The sequence below is a fragment of the Ferrovibrio terrae genome (assembly GCF_007197755.1).
Taxonomy (GTDB): Bacteria; Pseudomonadota; Alphaproteobacteria; order Ferrovibrionales; family Ferrovibrionaceae; genus Ferrovibrio; species Ferrovibrio terrae.
On sequence record NZ_CP041636.1, the window covers coordinates 1,266,207 to 1,279,607 of the forward strand.

Consider the following 13,401-nt stretch of genomic DNA (forward strand, 5'->3'; position numbering starts at 1 on the left):
CCCTGTTACAGCCGGACCGGAATGCCGGCGGCGGCCATGTGCTGTTTCGCTTCGCCGATGCTATGCCGGCCGAAGTGGAAAATCGAGGCTGCCAGCACGGCCGAGGCATGGCCTTTAGCGACACCCTCAACGAAGTGATCCAGATTGCCGACGCCGCCCGAGGCGACCACCGGAATGGAAATCGCATCCGCCACGGCACGGGTCAGGTCGAGGTCGAAACCCTTCTCGGAGCCGTCGCGGTCCATCGAGGTGAGCAGGATCTCGCCGGCACCATAGGACGCCATACGCTGCGCCCATTCCACCGCATCCAGCCCGGTGCCGTTGCGGCCGCCATGGGTGAAGACTTCCCATTTGCCGGACGACACCTGCTTGGCATCGATGGCCACCACCACGCACTGGGCACCGAATTTCTCGGCTGCCTCGCGTACGAATTCGGGGCGGTTAACGGCAGCCGTGTTGATCGAGGTCTTGTCGGCGCCGGCCAGCAGCAGCTTGCGCACATCCTCCACCGTACGCACGCCGCCACCAACGGTGAGCGGCATGAAGCAACGCTCGGCGGTGCGCGCCACCACATCGAACAGCGTGTCGCGCGCCTCCGACGAGGCCGTGATGTCGAGGAAGGTGAGTTCGTCAGCACCCGCAGCATCATAGACCGTGGCCTGCTCGACCGGATCGCCGGCATCGCGCAGGTTGACGAAGTTCACGCCCTTGACGACGCGGCCGTCCTTCACGTCGAGACAGGGAATGATGCGGACCTTGAGAGTCATGGTCGTTTCCTAGAGCAGCAGCGCGGCGAGACGCCGCGCCAGCGGGTGACTGTCCTGCAGATCGGCCAGTTCGGCATTGATCACGTCGAGCAGGCCGAAGGTCCGCGTCGCGCCATCCATCCACGGCCGCGAAAACGACAGCGACAGGATGACGATGCGGCCATCGCGGTCCTCGTAGCTGCCGCGCATCTCAAGCGGATGCTCTTCACCTGCGAGCAGCAGCGTGGCCGAGATCGCCCTGGTGCGACGGTCGATGGCGACGCGGTCGACCTTGGCCCAGTCGAGCTGCTGCCGGTCGAATACCAGTCGTGCCACCTTGGTCGCCATCCAGCCGGTCGCCTTATCGAGGATCGCCATTTCGCATCATGCTGCTTCCCTGAGCGCTGCGGCGGGATCGATGCGGCCGTCATACAGCGCGCGTCCGAGGATCGCGCCATCAATGGCGGCGCCGTTGGCGGCTTCGTGCTTCAGCGCGACGAGATCCTCGATGCCGGCCAGACCACCGGACGCGATCACCGGGATCGGCACGGCGCGCGCCATCGCGGCCGTGGCGGCGACATTCACGCCCTTGAGCAGACCGTCGCGGTCGATGTCGGTGTAAACGATGGCGGCGACGCCGGCATCGACGAATTTTTTCGCGAGATCGATGGCATCGAGGTCGCTGGCTTCGGCCCAGCCTTCGACCGCCACGCGGCCCGAGCGCGCATCGATACCGACCACGACACGGCCGGGCCAGCGTTTCGCCGCCGCCCTGACCAGATCGGGATTGCGCACGGCAATGGTGCCGAGGATGACACGCGAAATGCCGGCGTTGAGCCAGCTTTCGATGGTGGCTTCATCGCGGATGCCGCCGCCAAGCTGGATCGGCAGCCGGATCGCCTGGCGGATCGCCTTGACGGCCGCGACGTTGGCCGGCTTGCCGGCGAAGGCACCGTCAAGATCGACAAGATGCAGATATTTGAACCCGGCATCTTCCCAGGCTTTCGCCTGCGCCGCCGGATCGGAATTGAAGACGGTGACGCGCGCCATGTCGCCCTGCTGCAGGCGCACGCATTCGCCGTTCTTCAGGTCGATGGCGGGATAGAGATTGAGCGCGCTCATTCGGCCACCAGACTCTTGGAATAGAAATAGCCGTCGACATAGACGCCATCGACCAGCGCATAGCGCGGCTTGGTGCCCCAGCGCTGATAGCCCGCGCCTTCGGCCAGCTGGATCGCGGCCTGCTGGCTGGCACGCATGTCGAGATCGATCTGGCGATAGCCGCCATCGCGCGCGATGTCTTCCGCCAGCCTGATCAGGCCGCGCGCCAGGCCGAAACCGCGTGCGCCGGGCGCGATGAAGAAGGAGGTGATCTGCGCCGAATGCGCCTGCGCCTCGTTGTTCGGCGGCGGGCGCAGCAGCTGGCTGGAACCGACCACGGCGCCATCGAGCCGCGCCACGAACAGATCGCGCTGCGGCATCAGCAGCACGCCCCGCCAGTAGCGTTCCAGCACGGTGCGCGAGGGCGCCTTGAGCCAGCCGAAACCGTTGCCATCGAGGATCGCCTTCTCGGCGGCGTCGCACAGCTCGTCGAGTTCGTCGTCGTTCAGCGCCTCGACCTTTTCGATCACGGCATTCGGCGCGGTGGTTTTCACTTTGGCATTCATGCTCGCATCCAACTCAAAAGACTGGCCCGACTCGAAAGACGCAACTTAGGGGCGCCATCGCAGGAAGTTCGCCAGCAGGCGCAACCCGGTGGCCTGGCTCTTTTCCGGATGGAACTGCGTGCCCACCATATTGTCGCGGCCAATTGCGGCCAGAACCGGGCCGCCATAGTCGGCCTCGGCGAGCACATTGCCGCGGTCCTGCGCCGCAAAATGATAGCTGTGCACGAAATAGGCATGATCGCCGGAATGAATGCCGGCCAGCACCGGATGCTGCGGTTGCCGCAGGTTGAGCTGGTTCCAGCCCATATGCGGAATCTTCAGTGCAGCGTCAGACGGCTTGAGCAGTTCGACGGCGCCGTCGATCCAGCCCAGCCCCTTGTGTTCGCCATGCTCGCGGCCGACGCTGGCCATCAGCTGCATGCCGACGCAGATACCCAGAAACGGTTTCGCTTTTGCGATGACCTGATCGTTCAGCGCGTCGATCATACCCCCCAGGCTGCTGAGACCCCGGTAGCAATCGGCAAAGGCGCCGACGCCGGGCAGCACGATGGCATCCGCTGCCGTCACATCCTCGGTCTTCGCCGTCACCCTGAGATCGAGCGCAATCGCGTTCTCATCGGCGGCACGCTGGATCGCCTTGGCGGCGGAGCGCAGATTGCCGGAACCATAATCGATCAATGCGACGCGTTTCATAACAGCCTCGGAAAGGCTTCGTTGCCGCGTGCAGATGGCGGCATGGCGGGCGGGAAAGTCTGCGGCAGGGGCGCAACACTGACGGCCGCGCTGCTGCCGGCGCCTCGACTGCGGATATAGAGATCTTCGGCATCGACCGCCGCGTCGACGCGCAGCACGGCGACCAGCCGCCAGCCGCGCCGCTCCAGTGTCCAGCGCCAATAGTCAGCCGCACCGAGTCCGATCAGCAGGCTGACCGCCAGGCCAATGGCCGTCGCCGCCGGTTCGGCAACGTCACCCAGCGCAAAGGCCACGCCGAGCGCGACGCTGAACAGCAGATAGAGCGCGACGCCGAGCCAGAGCCGGTGCCACAGCAGCCAGACGATTGGCGCGATCGCGGCCCACCAGCGGAAGCCCGAGGCAATCGCCAACACCTCTGCGTCGCCGCCGGCTGTCTGCGCGGGGCGCTCATGGATGGTGTAAAATCGCATGAACGCCTCTTAGAGCTTGCCCTTGGTCGACGGCACCGCATGCGGGCTGCGGGCGTCGAGCGTAATGGCGTGTCGCAATGCGCGCGCGACGCCCTTGTAGCAGGACTCGACGATATGGTGATTGTTCTCACCATAGAGATTCTCGACATGCAAAGTGATGCCGGCATTCTGCGCAAACGCCTGGAACCACTCCTTGAACAATTCAGTGTCCATGTCGCCAAGCTTGGGCTTGGTGAAGTTCACCTTCCAGATCAGGTACGGACGGTTCGACACGTCCATGGCGACGCGGGTCAGCGTCTCGTCCATCGGGATCAGCGCATCGGCATAGCGCGTGATGCCCTTGCGGTCGCCGAGCGCCTTGGACACGGCTTCGCCGATGGCGATGCCGGTGTCTTCGGTCAGGTGGTGGAAATCGATATGGATGTCGCCCCTGGCCTGGACCTCAAGGTCGATCAGGCTGTGCCGCGAAAGCTGCTCGAGCATATGGTCGAGGAAACCGACGCCGGTCGACACCTTGTAGGTGCCCTGACCATCGAGGTCGAGCTTGACCGAGATCTCGGTTTCGTTGGTTTTCCGCGCAACGCTGGCCGTACGGGCCATGGACGCTCTCCTTCTACACCCCGCTCCGGTACCGGGACCTGAAGCCCCGGCCGGGATCGGGCGCGGTATAGCAGGAACCGGCAGCGGTGACTACCGGGCTTTTGCCACACGTCTGGCCCACCAATCGCCGGGTTTTTGCAGTCCGTTTTCGGGGTTTAGCGCTGTTTTTCAGGGCACCGGAATGCTGGCCGGCGGGCGCAGCGGCGGGCCGGACGGCGGCGGGTCCGGCGCGTCATGGCGCCGGGCCATGGCCGCGGCATCCTGGCGATACTGTGTCAGCCGCGCGCTGTAGGCCGAGACATCGGTCGGCTGCAGGACGAGCAGGCGGCGCTCCAGCGCCTCGAGATCGATCAGCAGCGGCCAGATCAGGCCGAGCTTGATCACCGGCGACAGGTTGCTCAGGCAGGTGAGCGGCAGGCCTTCGATCATGCGGTTAAAGGCGCGGACCACGCGTTCGCCGCGCGTTTCATAGGCCGTCGGCGCCGCCAATGCGGCGCCTGGCTGCGGCTGGGGCTGCGGCCGCAGCAGTGCCACCGCCTGCTTCAGGTTGCCCAGGGTGATCATCCACTGGCCGGTGCGAGCCGGGTTGTCGATCAGGTCGAGGGGAAATGGGGTCGCCTGCAGCAGCGCCAGCACCCGCCCCAGCCGGTCACCCATATCGTCCTCCGGCTCAGCCGTCATGCCGCCCGCACCGACCGGACCAAGGGGTCCGGAGACGGGCAGAGCAGCGATGATTGGAAAAGTTTCCTTGGCGCACGGCTATGGGCAGTCTGCTGACGATGGCGGTTGTAGGAGTGGCAAAAAACCCTTTAATTACAAGCAATCGGACTCGCTCTGCGAGTCCAGACTAGATCGACTACTCGTTTTTGGCGAGCAGAAAACATTCACGATACCGCTTTTTGTCTACATTGTCGAATACAAGTGCATTCGATCAGGAATGGAAATAGAACTCTCCCGCTCGCTATTCGCGGTATGGTTAATAGTCCCGCCGAGGAGCCCGAAGCGAGGCTCAGCCGATCCTGAAGCGCGCCACCTGCGCCGCCAGCTCGCCGGCCTGGTTTGCCATGGCCTGGGCGGAGGCGTTGGTCTGTTCGACCAGCGCCCCGTTGCGCTGCGTCATCTCGTCCATGTTCACCACCGCGCCGTTGACCTCTTCCAGACCACGCGCCTGTTCGCTGCTGGCAGCGGCGATCTCGGCCACGATATCCGACACCTTCTTCACCGAAGTCACGATCTCGGCCAGCGCCGCGCCGGTCTGGTTCACCAGGGCCGCACCCGTCTTCACCTGCGTGTTGGAGGCCTGGATCAGGCCCTTGATCTCCCGGCTGGCATTGGCCGAACGCTGCGCCAGCGCGCGCACTTCCTGCGCCACCACGGCAAAGCCCTTGCCGGCCTCGCCTGCCCTCGCTGCCTCAACGCTTGCGTTGAGGGCGAGAAGGTTGGTCTGGAAGGCGATCTCGTCGATCAGTCCGACGATGTCACTGATCTTGCGCGCGCTGTCCTCGATCTGGGTCACCGCCGTGACCGCGTCGGCCACCACGCTGCCGCCCTTCTCGGCGGTGTCGCGGGCCGCCACCGCCAGCTGGTTGGCCGCCTGCGCGTTGTCGGCATTCTGCTTCACGGTGGCCGTCACCTCGTGCATCGAGGCCGCCGTCTGCTCAAGTGCCGCGGCCTGGCTCTCCGTGCGCTGCGCCAGATCCTGGCTGCCGGTCGAAATCTCCGCCGAAGCGTCCCGGACGGTATTGGCACTCTGCGCGATCTGGCGCATCGCATCGGCCAGCGTCTCGCCCGCCATGTTCACATCGCCCTGCAGCTTGGCGAAGACACCGTGATAGTCGCCATCGACGCGCCGCGTGAGATCGCCAGACGCAAGGCCTGACAGCACGCCGCCGACATCGGCGATGGCACCGCTGATCGCATCGAGCAGGCGATTGATGCCATCGCCCAGACGGACGGCGACACCATCGAGCGGCGCGGTGTCGATGCGGTGCTGCAGGTCGCCGGCGGCAGCCGCCGCCACAATCTCGCCGACCGCACGATCGAGCAGCGCATCCTGTTCACCACGCGTCTGTTCGGCGCTGCGCCGTTCCAGGTCCACGGCCTGGCGCAGCTGCTCGTTCTCGGCACCGTTCTGCTTGAACACCGCAACGGCATTGGCCATGCGGCCGATTTCGTCGCCGCGCTGCAGACCCGGCACGATGGCGCTGAAATCGCCACGCGCCAGCACCGACATCGCCTGTGTCAGCGCCACGATGGGATTGGCGATGTTGCGGCCGATCAGCCAGGCAAAGATGATGCCGATCGCCAGTGCCACCAGCGACACGGCCAGCACGGTGGCAAATGTCGTTTCCAAGACGCTGATGGCGCCGTCGCGTTCGCGCGCAAGCGTGGCACCCTGGCTGGTCTTCACCTGATCGATCTTCTCGACGATCTGGGCGATCTCCTGTTCGATCTCCTGATAGACCAGTCGATTGATGTCGCCTGCAGCCGCAGCGGCAGCCAGGATTCCGGCTTCGTACTGCTTGGCGAAGCCTTCGGCCTCGGCGGCGAGTTTCTGCAGCGCTTCATCATCCAGCACGGCCTTCAGATCTTCGATCATGTCGACGAAGGTGCCGACCTTGCCACGCGCCTCGTTGGCCATCGCCATGTCGCCCTTGCCAACAAAGCGCGTGGCGGCAATGCGGATTTCGGAAAAGCCGTCGAGCACCAGGCCGGCTTCGCTGGCGGAAACGAAATCCTGTTTCTTGTTGGCGGCCTTCACCAGTTGCACCAGGCTGTCGCGCGCCCGCGGGCCATAAACATCGAGCTGGCTGCCGGTGACGGATTTCAGCGTGTTGCGCGCCGTGATCGCCTGCGCCAGCTTGGCGAAGGCGCTCTTCAACTGCGGTGCAGCCTCGGCCAGCATCGCCTTGCGCTGCGGATCACGCACGCCGGCAACCAGAGTGTCGAGCGTTTCGGTCATCTGCGGTTCGAGCCGGCGTGTGGCGAGCAGGCCGCGCGGATCGTCGCGCTCGATGTACAGCAGCAGATTGCGGCGCAGATCCAGCATGTCGCGCTCGAACTGCTGCAGACGCTGGTTGTTGCCGGTGATGCGATCATAAGTGCCGAAAGCGCTGCGGCCGGCCTGCACGCCATAGACCGACGCGGCCGAGACGATCACCAGCAGGCCGAGGGCAATGCCGAAGCCGATGGCGATGCGGGCACGGATGCCGAGGCGGCCGAACCAGGCGGCCAGCGGCGGCTTGCGGGATTCCGTTGCGGGTTGGGGGATGAGATCGGTGGCGGCTTCGGAAACGGCCATCGCTGGAAACTCCATAAACTGGGCCGGAATGACCGGCCTGCCGGCGGCGCTGGATTGCGGAACAGGAAGAGCTGGGATCAAGCGGCCAGAGGGCCGGCGGACTGGGCAGCAGCGGAGGGACAGGTCGGCGGACAGGGGGGCGGGCAGATCGTGCAATCCATACGGGAAACTCCTCAGTCACAGCTTGGCGACCTGTCTTGGCAGGCCTGATGCCCTGTTCCGGCGTTTCCCGGACTCACACTCGCCAGAGCCGACACGACGGTCAAGTCGCTTCACCAGCGCTGGGTTATCGAAATTTTAGAATAGCGTCGCGCCGCGCGAAAACGGCTTGAACACGCCCTGACGTCATGGTTGTCTTCCGGGGTAAGTCATTCTCGCGACAGGCGGAATCGGCAACGCCGAATGCCCGGTAAGTCGAGGAAATGCGGTGCTTTTAGTCCGAAATGCAAATTTGCAACCGGGTAGCAGCCGCTGGCAACTAATGGTAAAAACACTACATCGAATGCTTGTAAAGCTTCACTTGTGATGGAGACGTTCATGCGTAAACCGAACCCTTATGACGCCCATGTCGGGGCCCGGCTGCGCGCTTGCCGTACCCTTGCCGGTTTCAGTCAGGAACGCCTGGGTACGTCGGTCCAGCTGAGCTTCCAGCAGATTCAGAAATACGAGAAGGGCCTGAACCGCATCGGCGCCAGCCGCCTGCAGCAGTTCGCCCAGATCCTGAATGTGCCGCCGTCCTACTTCTTCGAGGACATGCCCGGCATCGAGCAGCAGCCCACCGCGCGGCCCGAACATGCCGTCGTCTCGGAAATCGAGCAGGACAAGAGCCCGGTATCGCGCCGCCAGGCGCTCGAACTGGTGCGTAATTTCGGCAAGATCACGGACTCGATGGTGCGCGACCGCATCTTCCAGCTGATCAAGGCCGCTGCCGCGTCTTACAGCGGCAAGCCCGAAGGTGAGGAAGGCGGCGAAACTCCCGCTGTCGCGGCCACACCGGCGACCGAAGCGTAAAACGCAGTCCGACCGATACGATTGAACCGGGCCCGCAAGGGCCCGGTTTTTTCATGCCTGCATTTCCGTGACCGCGGCCGTCGATCCCGACAGCGCCGTTGCACCTCGCCTGCAGCAACCGCTGCAGGTTCACTCCTGAAATAAATTCCATCCATCGCGCGGAGACTGACAGCGCAATGGATATTCGCGTGTGCGGCGCGCCGTGCATTGCAACCATAGTTAGTCGCTCCGCCGCTTCCTTAACCTCAGGTGTATAACCTGTCTCCGTTAACCAAAGCCAAGGAGGCAGACATGACCTATCAATCACGCATCAATACCGGTACCGCTTTCCGGCGCCTGCCGGATCAGATCACCGTGCAGCATGGCCCGCGCGAAGAGCTTGGCCATTTCTTCCTGACCGCCGACAAGGCGGCACGGGAGCGCGGCGTCAGCTTAAGCCTGAATGCCGATTTCGATTACCTGCGCAACGTGAACAACGCCAACAAGGACAGCTGGGACAGTCTGGCACCCAGCTTCAACAACAGCCTGAGCGATATCGACGCCAGCAACGGCTTCTGCATCATCGGCCGCAACGAGGCCGGTGATGTGGTGTCGACGCAGGCAGCGCGCGTCTATGACCTGACCGGCAGTTCGCTGGCGGAGTGCGTTTCCAGCTTCCGCTTCTTCTATGCCGATCCGAAGCAGATGTGCGAGCCGGGTGAGACCTGCAGCTTCACCTCGCCGAGTGCGACGAAGCTGAGCGGTCGCATCGTGTTTTCCGGTTCGACCTGGATCCATCCCGACTATCGCAAGCGTGGCCTGCCGGCGATCCTGCCGCGCATCAGCCGTGCGCTGGCGCTGACGCAGTGGAATACCGATTACACGATCAGTTTCGTGAAGTTCATCCTGGTGGAGAAGGGCGTGGCCAAAGCCTATGGCTACAGCAACGTGGAACCGGCGCTGGAATGGCGCGCGCCGGACGGCAAGATGCGCTATCAGGGCGCGCTGATCTGGATGGACCGGCAGGAACTGCTGGCCGACATGCAGCGCTTCCCGGACCTGATCGCGCCGAAGGACGAACATGTCGCACCGGTTACGGGCGAGATTCGCGCAGCATTGAATTGATGCGTCGCGGGTAATTTTCGCAGAGGTGAAAGCCGGCCGAGAATCAGCCGGCGATTACCTGACCGCTGTTTCTGTCAGTAAAATTCAGCGCAGCCCGAAAAGTCAGCCCAGAAGCCTGGCCAGAAACTCAGCTCTGGGGCTTGCTGTCGAACGACAGCGGGATCGCCAGCTGCATATTCACCAGCGAACTGCCGGTCAGCATCCGACTGCCATCGGTCTGCCGCCAGGGCAGAATCATGCGCTGGTAACGGCGCCGGCGCGGATCGTGATCCGGTTCCTCGATGATCGCATCAACATCATCGAGCGCGGGCCGGCCGCTTTCGAGGCAGGTGCGGTAGCTGTTTTCGACCCAGGCGCCATAGGCGCGGTCGGGCTGGTCGGACACGCGGCGACCGGCAACCTTCTGCATCTGGAAATTGTCATAGATGGTGAAGCCGCCGCCGGTGGCGTTGACGAAGAGTTCGTTGTTGCGCGGTTCGACGAACACCGTGCGCTCGATCAGACCACTGCTGCTGAGATAGCGCTGCACCGGATCGGAATAGGTGCCGCCCTCGAAGCGCCAGAGTTCGAACAGGCTGCTGAGATGATGATGTGCATGATACAGCCATTCGCTCGGCTGGTGCGCATGTGCAATGAACTGGTCGCGCATGCGCGGCTCGCGCAGCGGCGCCAGTTCGTCCAGACGCGCCAGCAGACCGTTCGGCTCGACGAACACTTCCTCGAGCCAGCCGGTGGCATAGAAAACCAGCGCGACCGGCTTGGACAGCACGGCCTTGCGCAGATAAGGCTTGAGCGAGTTCACAATCGCCTGGCTGACCATGCCGGCGCGGAACTGCATCAGCGTGACCTCGTCTTCGATCACCAGCCAGACATAGCCGAGATTGCGCGCGGCATAGGCGGCGAGATCGAAATCGGGATCGGTATGGCCGAGCCGTTCGGCCAACGTTGCCGACGGCCAGCGCCACCAATGCCCTTGCGGGTCGATCAGATAATTCATTCAATACCCCTGCCGCGCCTGCCTGCGGCGACAGATAAATTTTAGGGCAGCGCCTGAGCTAAGTCGAGGGGGCTGGCCGCAACCCGGAGGCCACAACTGGGCGCTGCTACCGCGGTTGCGTAGACTGCTGGTTGTGCCGGGCGTCACAGGTCGTCTCATTGCAGTGCGATGGAGCCGGCTTGCAGCCCGGCCTGCGCGCCCCTACATGAAGGTCCGTTTCGATGCCGAGGATTTCCCGATCATGACGACAATTATTGCTGTCCGTAAGGGCAACCAGATCGTTCTCGCCGGTGACGGGCAGGTCAGCCTGGGCCAGACGGTGATCAAGTCGAATGCGCGCAAGGTGCGCCGTCTCGGCGACGGATCGGTGGTGGCCGGTTTCGCCGGAGCAACCGCCGATGCCTTCACGCTGTTCGAGCGACTGGAAGCCAAGCTGGAACGCTATCCCAACCAGCTGGCGCGCGCCTGCGTGGAGCTTGCCAAGGACTGGCGCACCGATCGCTATCTGCGTCGCCTGGAAGCGATGATGGCGGTGGCTGACAAAGCCGTGTCGCTGGTGCTGACCGGGACCGGCGATGTGCTGGAGCCCGAGGACGGCCTGATCGGCATCGGCTCGGGCGGCAATTACGCACTCGCCGCCGCGCGCGCGCTGATCGACCGCGACGACATGGATGCCGAGGCGATCGCGCGCAAGAGCCTGAAGATCGCCGCCGATATCTGCGTCTACACCAATGGCAACATCATCGTAGAAAAGCTGTCATGACCTCTTTCTCGCCGCGTGAAATCGTTTCCGAACTCGACCGCTACATCGTCGGCCAGCACGATGCCAAGAAGGCGGTCGCCGTCGCATTGCGCAACCGCTGGCGCCGCCAGCAGCTGCCCGAAGGCTTACGCGAGGAAGTGCTGCCCAAGAACATCCTGATGATCGGCCCCACCGGCGTCGGCAAGACCGAGATTTCACGCCGCCTGGCCAAGCTGGCCAATGCACCCTTCCTGAAGGTGGAAGCCACCAAGTTCACTGAAGTGGGCTATGTCGGCCGCGATGTTGAGCAGATCGTGCGCGACCTGCTGGAAGGCGCGCTGACCATGATCCGCGAGAGAAAGCGCAAGGACGTTTCGGCCCGCGCGGAGCTTGCAGCGGAAGAACGCCTGCTGGATGCGCTGGTTGGCGACAAGGCCAATGTCGAGACGCGGCAGAAATTCCGCAAGATGCTGCGCGAAGGCGAACTCGACAAGCGCGAGATCGAGATCGAACTGAAAGACGCCGGTGCCGGCGGCATGCCGATGTTCGAGATTCCCGGCATGCCCGGCGCGCAGATGGGCATGACCAATCTGCAGGACATGCTGGGCAAGGCCTTTGGCGGTGGGCGCGGCAAGCCGCGCAAGACCAATGTGGGCGATGCCATGAAGGCGCTGATCCAGGAAGAAAGCGACAAGCTGGTGGACCAGGACAACCTGGTGAAGGAAGCCATCGAGGCGGTCGAGCAGAACGGCATCGTCTTCCTCGACGAGATCGACAAGATCTGTGCCCGCAGCGAATACCGCGGCGGCGGCGATGTTTCGCGCGAAGGCGTGCAGCGCGACCTGCTGCCGCTGATCGAGGGCACCACCGTCAACACGAAACACGGCGCGGTGAAGACCGACCATATCCTGTTCATCGCGTCCGGCGCATTCTCGCTGGCCAAGCCGAGCGACCTGCTGCCGGAACTGCAGGGCCGCCTGCCGATCCGCGTCGAGCTGAAGGGGCTGACGCGTGAGGATTTCAAGCGCATCCTGACCGAGCCGGAAGCCAGCCTGCTGAAGCAGTATACCGCGCTGATGGGCACCGAACAGGTGAAGCTGGACTTCAGCGACGACGCGATCGACGCACTGGCGCAGATCGCCGCCGATGTGAACGAGGGCGTGGAGAACATCGGTGCCCGCCGGCTGCACACCGTGCTTGAGCGCGTGCTGGAAGAGATCAGCTACTCTGCGGCTGACCATTCAGGTGAGACAATCACGATAGATGCGGCCTATGTGCAGCAGCGCATCGGCGACCTGGCGAAGAATAGCGACCTGAGCAAGTACATCCTCTAGGGTTATGTCCTCGCTGTCCCACGCGCGGAATCTCACTGATTGTGCGGTTGAAAGCTGCGGCGGCGAATGCTAAGGCCGAAGCATGCCGGAACGACTGCTTCGCTTTGCCTCCCTGACCACCGCGCGTGGCTGGCTCAACCATCCGGTTTCCCACCAACTGGTTGATCACTATATCGCGCTGCGACAGCAAGCCGGCGGCCTGCCGGCCAAGTCGGCCATCGAACCGGGGCGTTTGAAGGCCTGCCTGCCGCATATGGTGGTGATGGATTGCGACATCCCGGCCGAGCCGCATTACCGCCTGGCCGGCGAAGCCTATATCCAGCTTCTGGGCACCAATCCGACCGGACGGCCCTATCTCGATTTCGTGCCGAAAGAACGCCACGCCAGCGCCAGCGCCGCCTATGTCGCCTGCATGACACATGACTGCGGCATGCTGACCCGGCTGATCACCACCAACCGCTTCGGCCATGAAGTGGTCTGCGAGGTGGTGAACCTGCCGGTCAGCGACGATGCCGCGCCCGGCCGCCCGCGCTATCTCTACGTCACGCTCGTGCCGGAAGGCGAAGCCGGCTGGGACATGCAGGAAACCGGCTTCTCGCAATACCGCGAAGTGCGCGAACGCGCCTTTGTCGATCTGGGCAGCGGCGTGCCGCTGCAATTCGTCGGCCGGACTGTCGAACCTGCTGCGGTTTGAGTCTGGCTGACGCCTGACACCTTCGCCCGGGCAGGCTAGCAT

The 13,401-nt window shown here is 63.8% G+C and carries 15 protein-coding genes; 5 read left to right on the forward strand and 10 right to left on the reverse strand.

The annotated features are described in order from the left end of the window. Nucleotides 1-5: 5 nt before the first annotated feature. The 9 genes from hisF to FNB15_RS06190 form a co-directional block, all read right to left on the reverse strand. Nucleotides 6-767 carry an imidazole glycerol phosphate synthase subunit HisF gene (gene hisF, locus FNB15_RS06150; RefSeq protein WP_144067865.1) on the reverse strand — a complete coding sequence of 254 codons (762 nt, stop codon included), beginning with the start codon at nt 765-767 and terminating at the stop codon, nt 6-8. A gap of 9 nt (nt 768-776) precedes the next feature. Continuing rightward, nucleotides 777-1,124 (reverse strand): hypothetical protein, encoded by a 348-nt coding sequence (locus FNB15_RS06155; protein ID WP_144067866.1) that lies wholly within the window; start codon nt 1,122-1,124, stop codon nt 777-779. Nucleotides 1,125-1,130: 6 nt separating this feature from the next. Then, the gene (gene hisA / locus FNB15_RS06160) at nt 1,131-1,868 is read right to left on the reverse strand and encodes a 1-(5-phosphoribosyl)-5-[(5-phosphoribosylamino)methylideneamino]imidazole-4-carboxamide isomerase (RefSeq protein WP_144067867.1); all 738 of its coding nucleotides are present in this window, start codon (nt 1,866-1,868) and stop codon (nt 1,131-1,133) included. Beyond that, nucleotides 1,865-2,413, reverse strand: coding sequence for a GNAT family N-acetyltransferase (locus tag FNB15_RS06165; RefSeq protein WP_144067868.1), 549 nt, complete (start codon nt 2,411-2,413; stop codon nt 1,865-1,867). Before FNB15_RS06165 ends, hisA begins: the two co-directional genes overlap by 4 nt. Before the next feature lie 45 nt (nt 2,414-2,458). Beyond that, complete coding sequence (gene hisH / locus FNB15_RS06170) at nt 2,459-3,106, reverse strand: imidazole glycerol phosphate synthase subunit HisH (protein WP_144067869.1); 648 nt, start codon at nt 3,104-3,106, stop codon at nt 2,459-2,461. After that, the gene (locus tag FNB15_RS06175) at nt 3,103-3,576 is read right to left on the reverse strand and encodes a DUF2628 domain-containing protein (protein WP_144067870.1); all 474 of its coding nucleotides are present in this window, start codon (nt 3,574-3,576) and stop codon (nt 3,103-3,105) included. The genes hisH and FNB15_RS06175 overlap by 4 nt, the downstream gene beginning before the upstream one ends. A 9-nt stretch (nt 3,577-3,585) precedes the next feature. After that, complete coding sequence (gene hisB / locus FNB15_RS06180) at nt 3,586-4,176, reverse strand: imidazoleglycerol-phosphate dehydratase HisB (protein WP_144067871.1); 591 nt, start codon at nt 4,174-4,176, stop codon at nt 3,586-3,588. Between the two features lie 168 nt (nt 4,177-4,344). After that, a complete protein-coding gene (locus tag FNB15_RS06185) occupies nt 4,345-4,857 on the reverse strand; it encodes a hypothetical protein (protein WP_144067872.1) in 513 nt (170 codons plus the stop codon). Nucleotides 4,858-5,185: 328 nt separating this feature from the next. Further along, nucleotides 5,186-7,477 carry a methyl-accepting chemotaxis protein gene (locus FNB15_RS06190; protein WP_185973736.1) on the reverse strand — a complete coding sequence of 764 codons (2,292 nt, stop codon included), beginning with the start codon at nt 7,475-7,477 and terminating at the stop codon, nt 5,186-5,188. Nucleotides 7,478-8,014: 537 nt separating this feature from the next. Here FNB15_RS06190 and FNB15_RS06195 point away from each other — a divergent pair. Together FNB15_RS06195 and FNB15_RS06200 are read left to right on the forward strand one after the other, a co-directional pair. Next, nucleotides 8,015-8,488, forward strand: coding sequence for a helix-turn-helix domain-containing protein (locus tag FNB15_RS06195; protein ID WP_246068805.1), 474 nt, complete (start codon nt 8,015-8,017; stop codon nt 8,486-8,488). 291 nt (nt 8,489-8,779) lie between these two features. Continuing rightward, a complete protein-coding gene (locus FNB15_RS06200; protein ID WP_144067875.1) occupies nt 8,780-9,592 on the forward strand; it encodes a hypothetical protein in 813 nt (270 codons plus the stop codon). Nucleotides 9,593-9,719: 127 nt separating this feature from the next. Here the strand turns inward: FNB15_RS06200 and FNB15_RS06205 are convergent, their stop codons facing one another. After that, complete coding sequence (locus tag FNB15_RS06205) at nt 9,720-10,589, reverse strand: hypothetical protein (protein ID WP_144067876.1); 870 nt, start codon at nt 10,587-10,589, stop codon at nt 9,720-9,722. Between the two features lie 205 nt (nt 10,590-10,794). On the opposite strand from FNB15_RS06205, the gene hslV reads away from it, so the two are divergent. The 3 genes from hslV (at nt 10,795) to FNB15_RS06220 (ending at nt 13,359) form a co-directional block, all read left to right on the forward strand. Then, nucleotides 10,795-11,352 (forward strand): ATP-dependent protease subunit HslV, encoded by a 558-nt coding sequence (gene hslV, locus FNB15_RS06210; RefSeq protein ID WP_281287794.1) that lies wholly within the window; start codon nt 10,795-10,797, stop codon nt 11,350-11,352. After that, on the forward strand, nt 11,349-12,665 hold the full coding sequence (hslU, locus tag FNB15_RS06215) for an ATP-dependent protease ATPase subunit HslU (RefSeq protein WP_144067877.1): 1,317 nt from the start codon (nt 11,349-11,351) through the stop codon (nt 12,663-12,665). The genes hslV and hslU overlap by 4 nt, the downstream gene beginning before the upstream one ends. An 82-nt stretch (nt 12,666-12,747) precedes the next feature. Next, nucleotides 12,748-13,359, forward strand: a complete 612-nt coding sequence (locus FNB15_RS06220) for a PAS domain-containing protein (RefSeq protein WP_144067878.1) — start codon at nt 12,748-12,750, stop codon at nt 13,357-13,359. Nucleotides 13,360-13,401: the final 42 nt, after the last annotated feature.

Excerpts from the sequence above, each read along its gene's own strand:
- FNB15_RS06155 (WP_144067866.1), bottom strand. The coding sequence starts at position 1,124 with ATGGCGATCCTCGATAAGGCGACCGGCTGGATGGCGACCAAGGTGGCA.
- FNB15_RS06165 (WP_144067868.1), bottom strand. The coding sequence starts at position 2,413 with ATGAATGCCAAAGTGAAAACCACCGCGCCGAATGCCGTGATCGAAAAG.
- hisB (WP_144067871.1), bottom strand. The coding sequence starts at position 4,176 with ATGGCCCGTACGGCCAGCGTTGCGCGGAAAACCAACGAAACCGAGATC.
- FNB15_RS06175 (WP_144067870.1), bottom strand. The coding sequence starts at position 3,576 with ATGCGATTTTACACCATCCATGAGCGCCCCGCGCAGACAGCCGGCGGC.
- hisH (WP_144067869.1), bottom strand. The coding sequence starts at position 3,106 with ATGAAACGCGTCGCATTGATCGATTATGGTTCCGGCAATCTGCGCTCC.
- hisA (WP_144067867.1), bottom strand. The coding sequence starts at position 1,868 with ATGAGCGCGCTCAATCTCTATCCCGCCATCGACCTGAAGAACGGCGAA.
- FNB15_RS06200 (WP_144067875.1), top strand. The coding sequence starts at position 8,780 with ATGACCTATCAATCACGCATCAATACCGGTACCGCTTTCCGGCGCCTG.
- FNB15_RS06195 (WP_246068805.1), top strand. The coding sequence starts at position 8,015 with ATGCGTAAACCGAACCCTTATGACGCCCATGTCGGGGCCCGGCTGCGC.
- FNB15_RS06205 (WP_144067876.1), bottom strand. The coding sequence starts at position 10,589 with ATGAATTATCTGATCGACCCGCAAGGGCATTGGTGGCGCTGGCCGTCG.
- hslV (WP_281287794.1), top strand. The coding sequence starts at position 10,795 with ATGAAGGTCCGTTTCGATGCCGAGGATTTCCCGATCATGACGACAATT.
- FNB15_RS06185 (WP_144067872.1), bottom strand. The coding sequence starts at position 4,857 with ATGACGGCTGAGCCGGAGGACGATATGGGTGACCGGCTGGGGCGGGTG.
- FNB15_RS06190 (WP_185973736.1), bottom strand. The coding sequence starts at position 7,477 with ATGGCCGTTTCCGAAGCCGCCACCGATCTCATCCCCCAACCCGCAACG.
- hisF (WP_144067865.1), bottom strand. The coding sequence starts at position 767 with ATGACTCTCAAGGTCCGCATCATTCCCTGTCTCGACGTGAAGGACGGC.
- hslU (WP_144067877.1), top strand. The coding sequence starts at position 11,349 with ATGACCTCTTTCTCGCCGCGTGAAATCGTTTCCGAACTCGACCGCTAC.
- FNB15_RS06220 (WP_144067878.1), top strand. The coding sequence starts at position 12,748 with ATGCCGGAACGACTGCTTCGCTTTGCCTCCCTGACCACCGCGCGTGGC.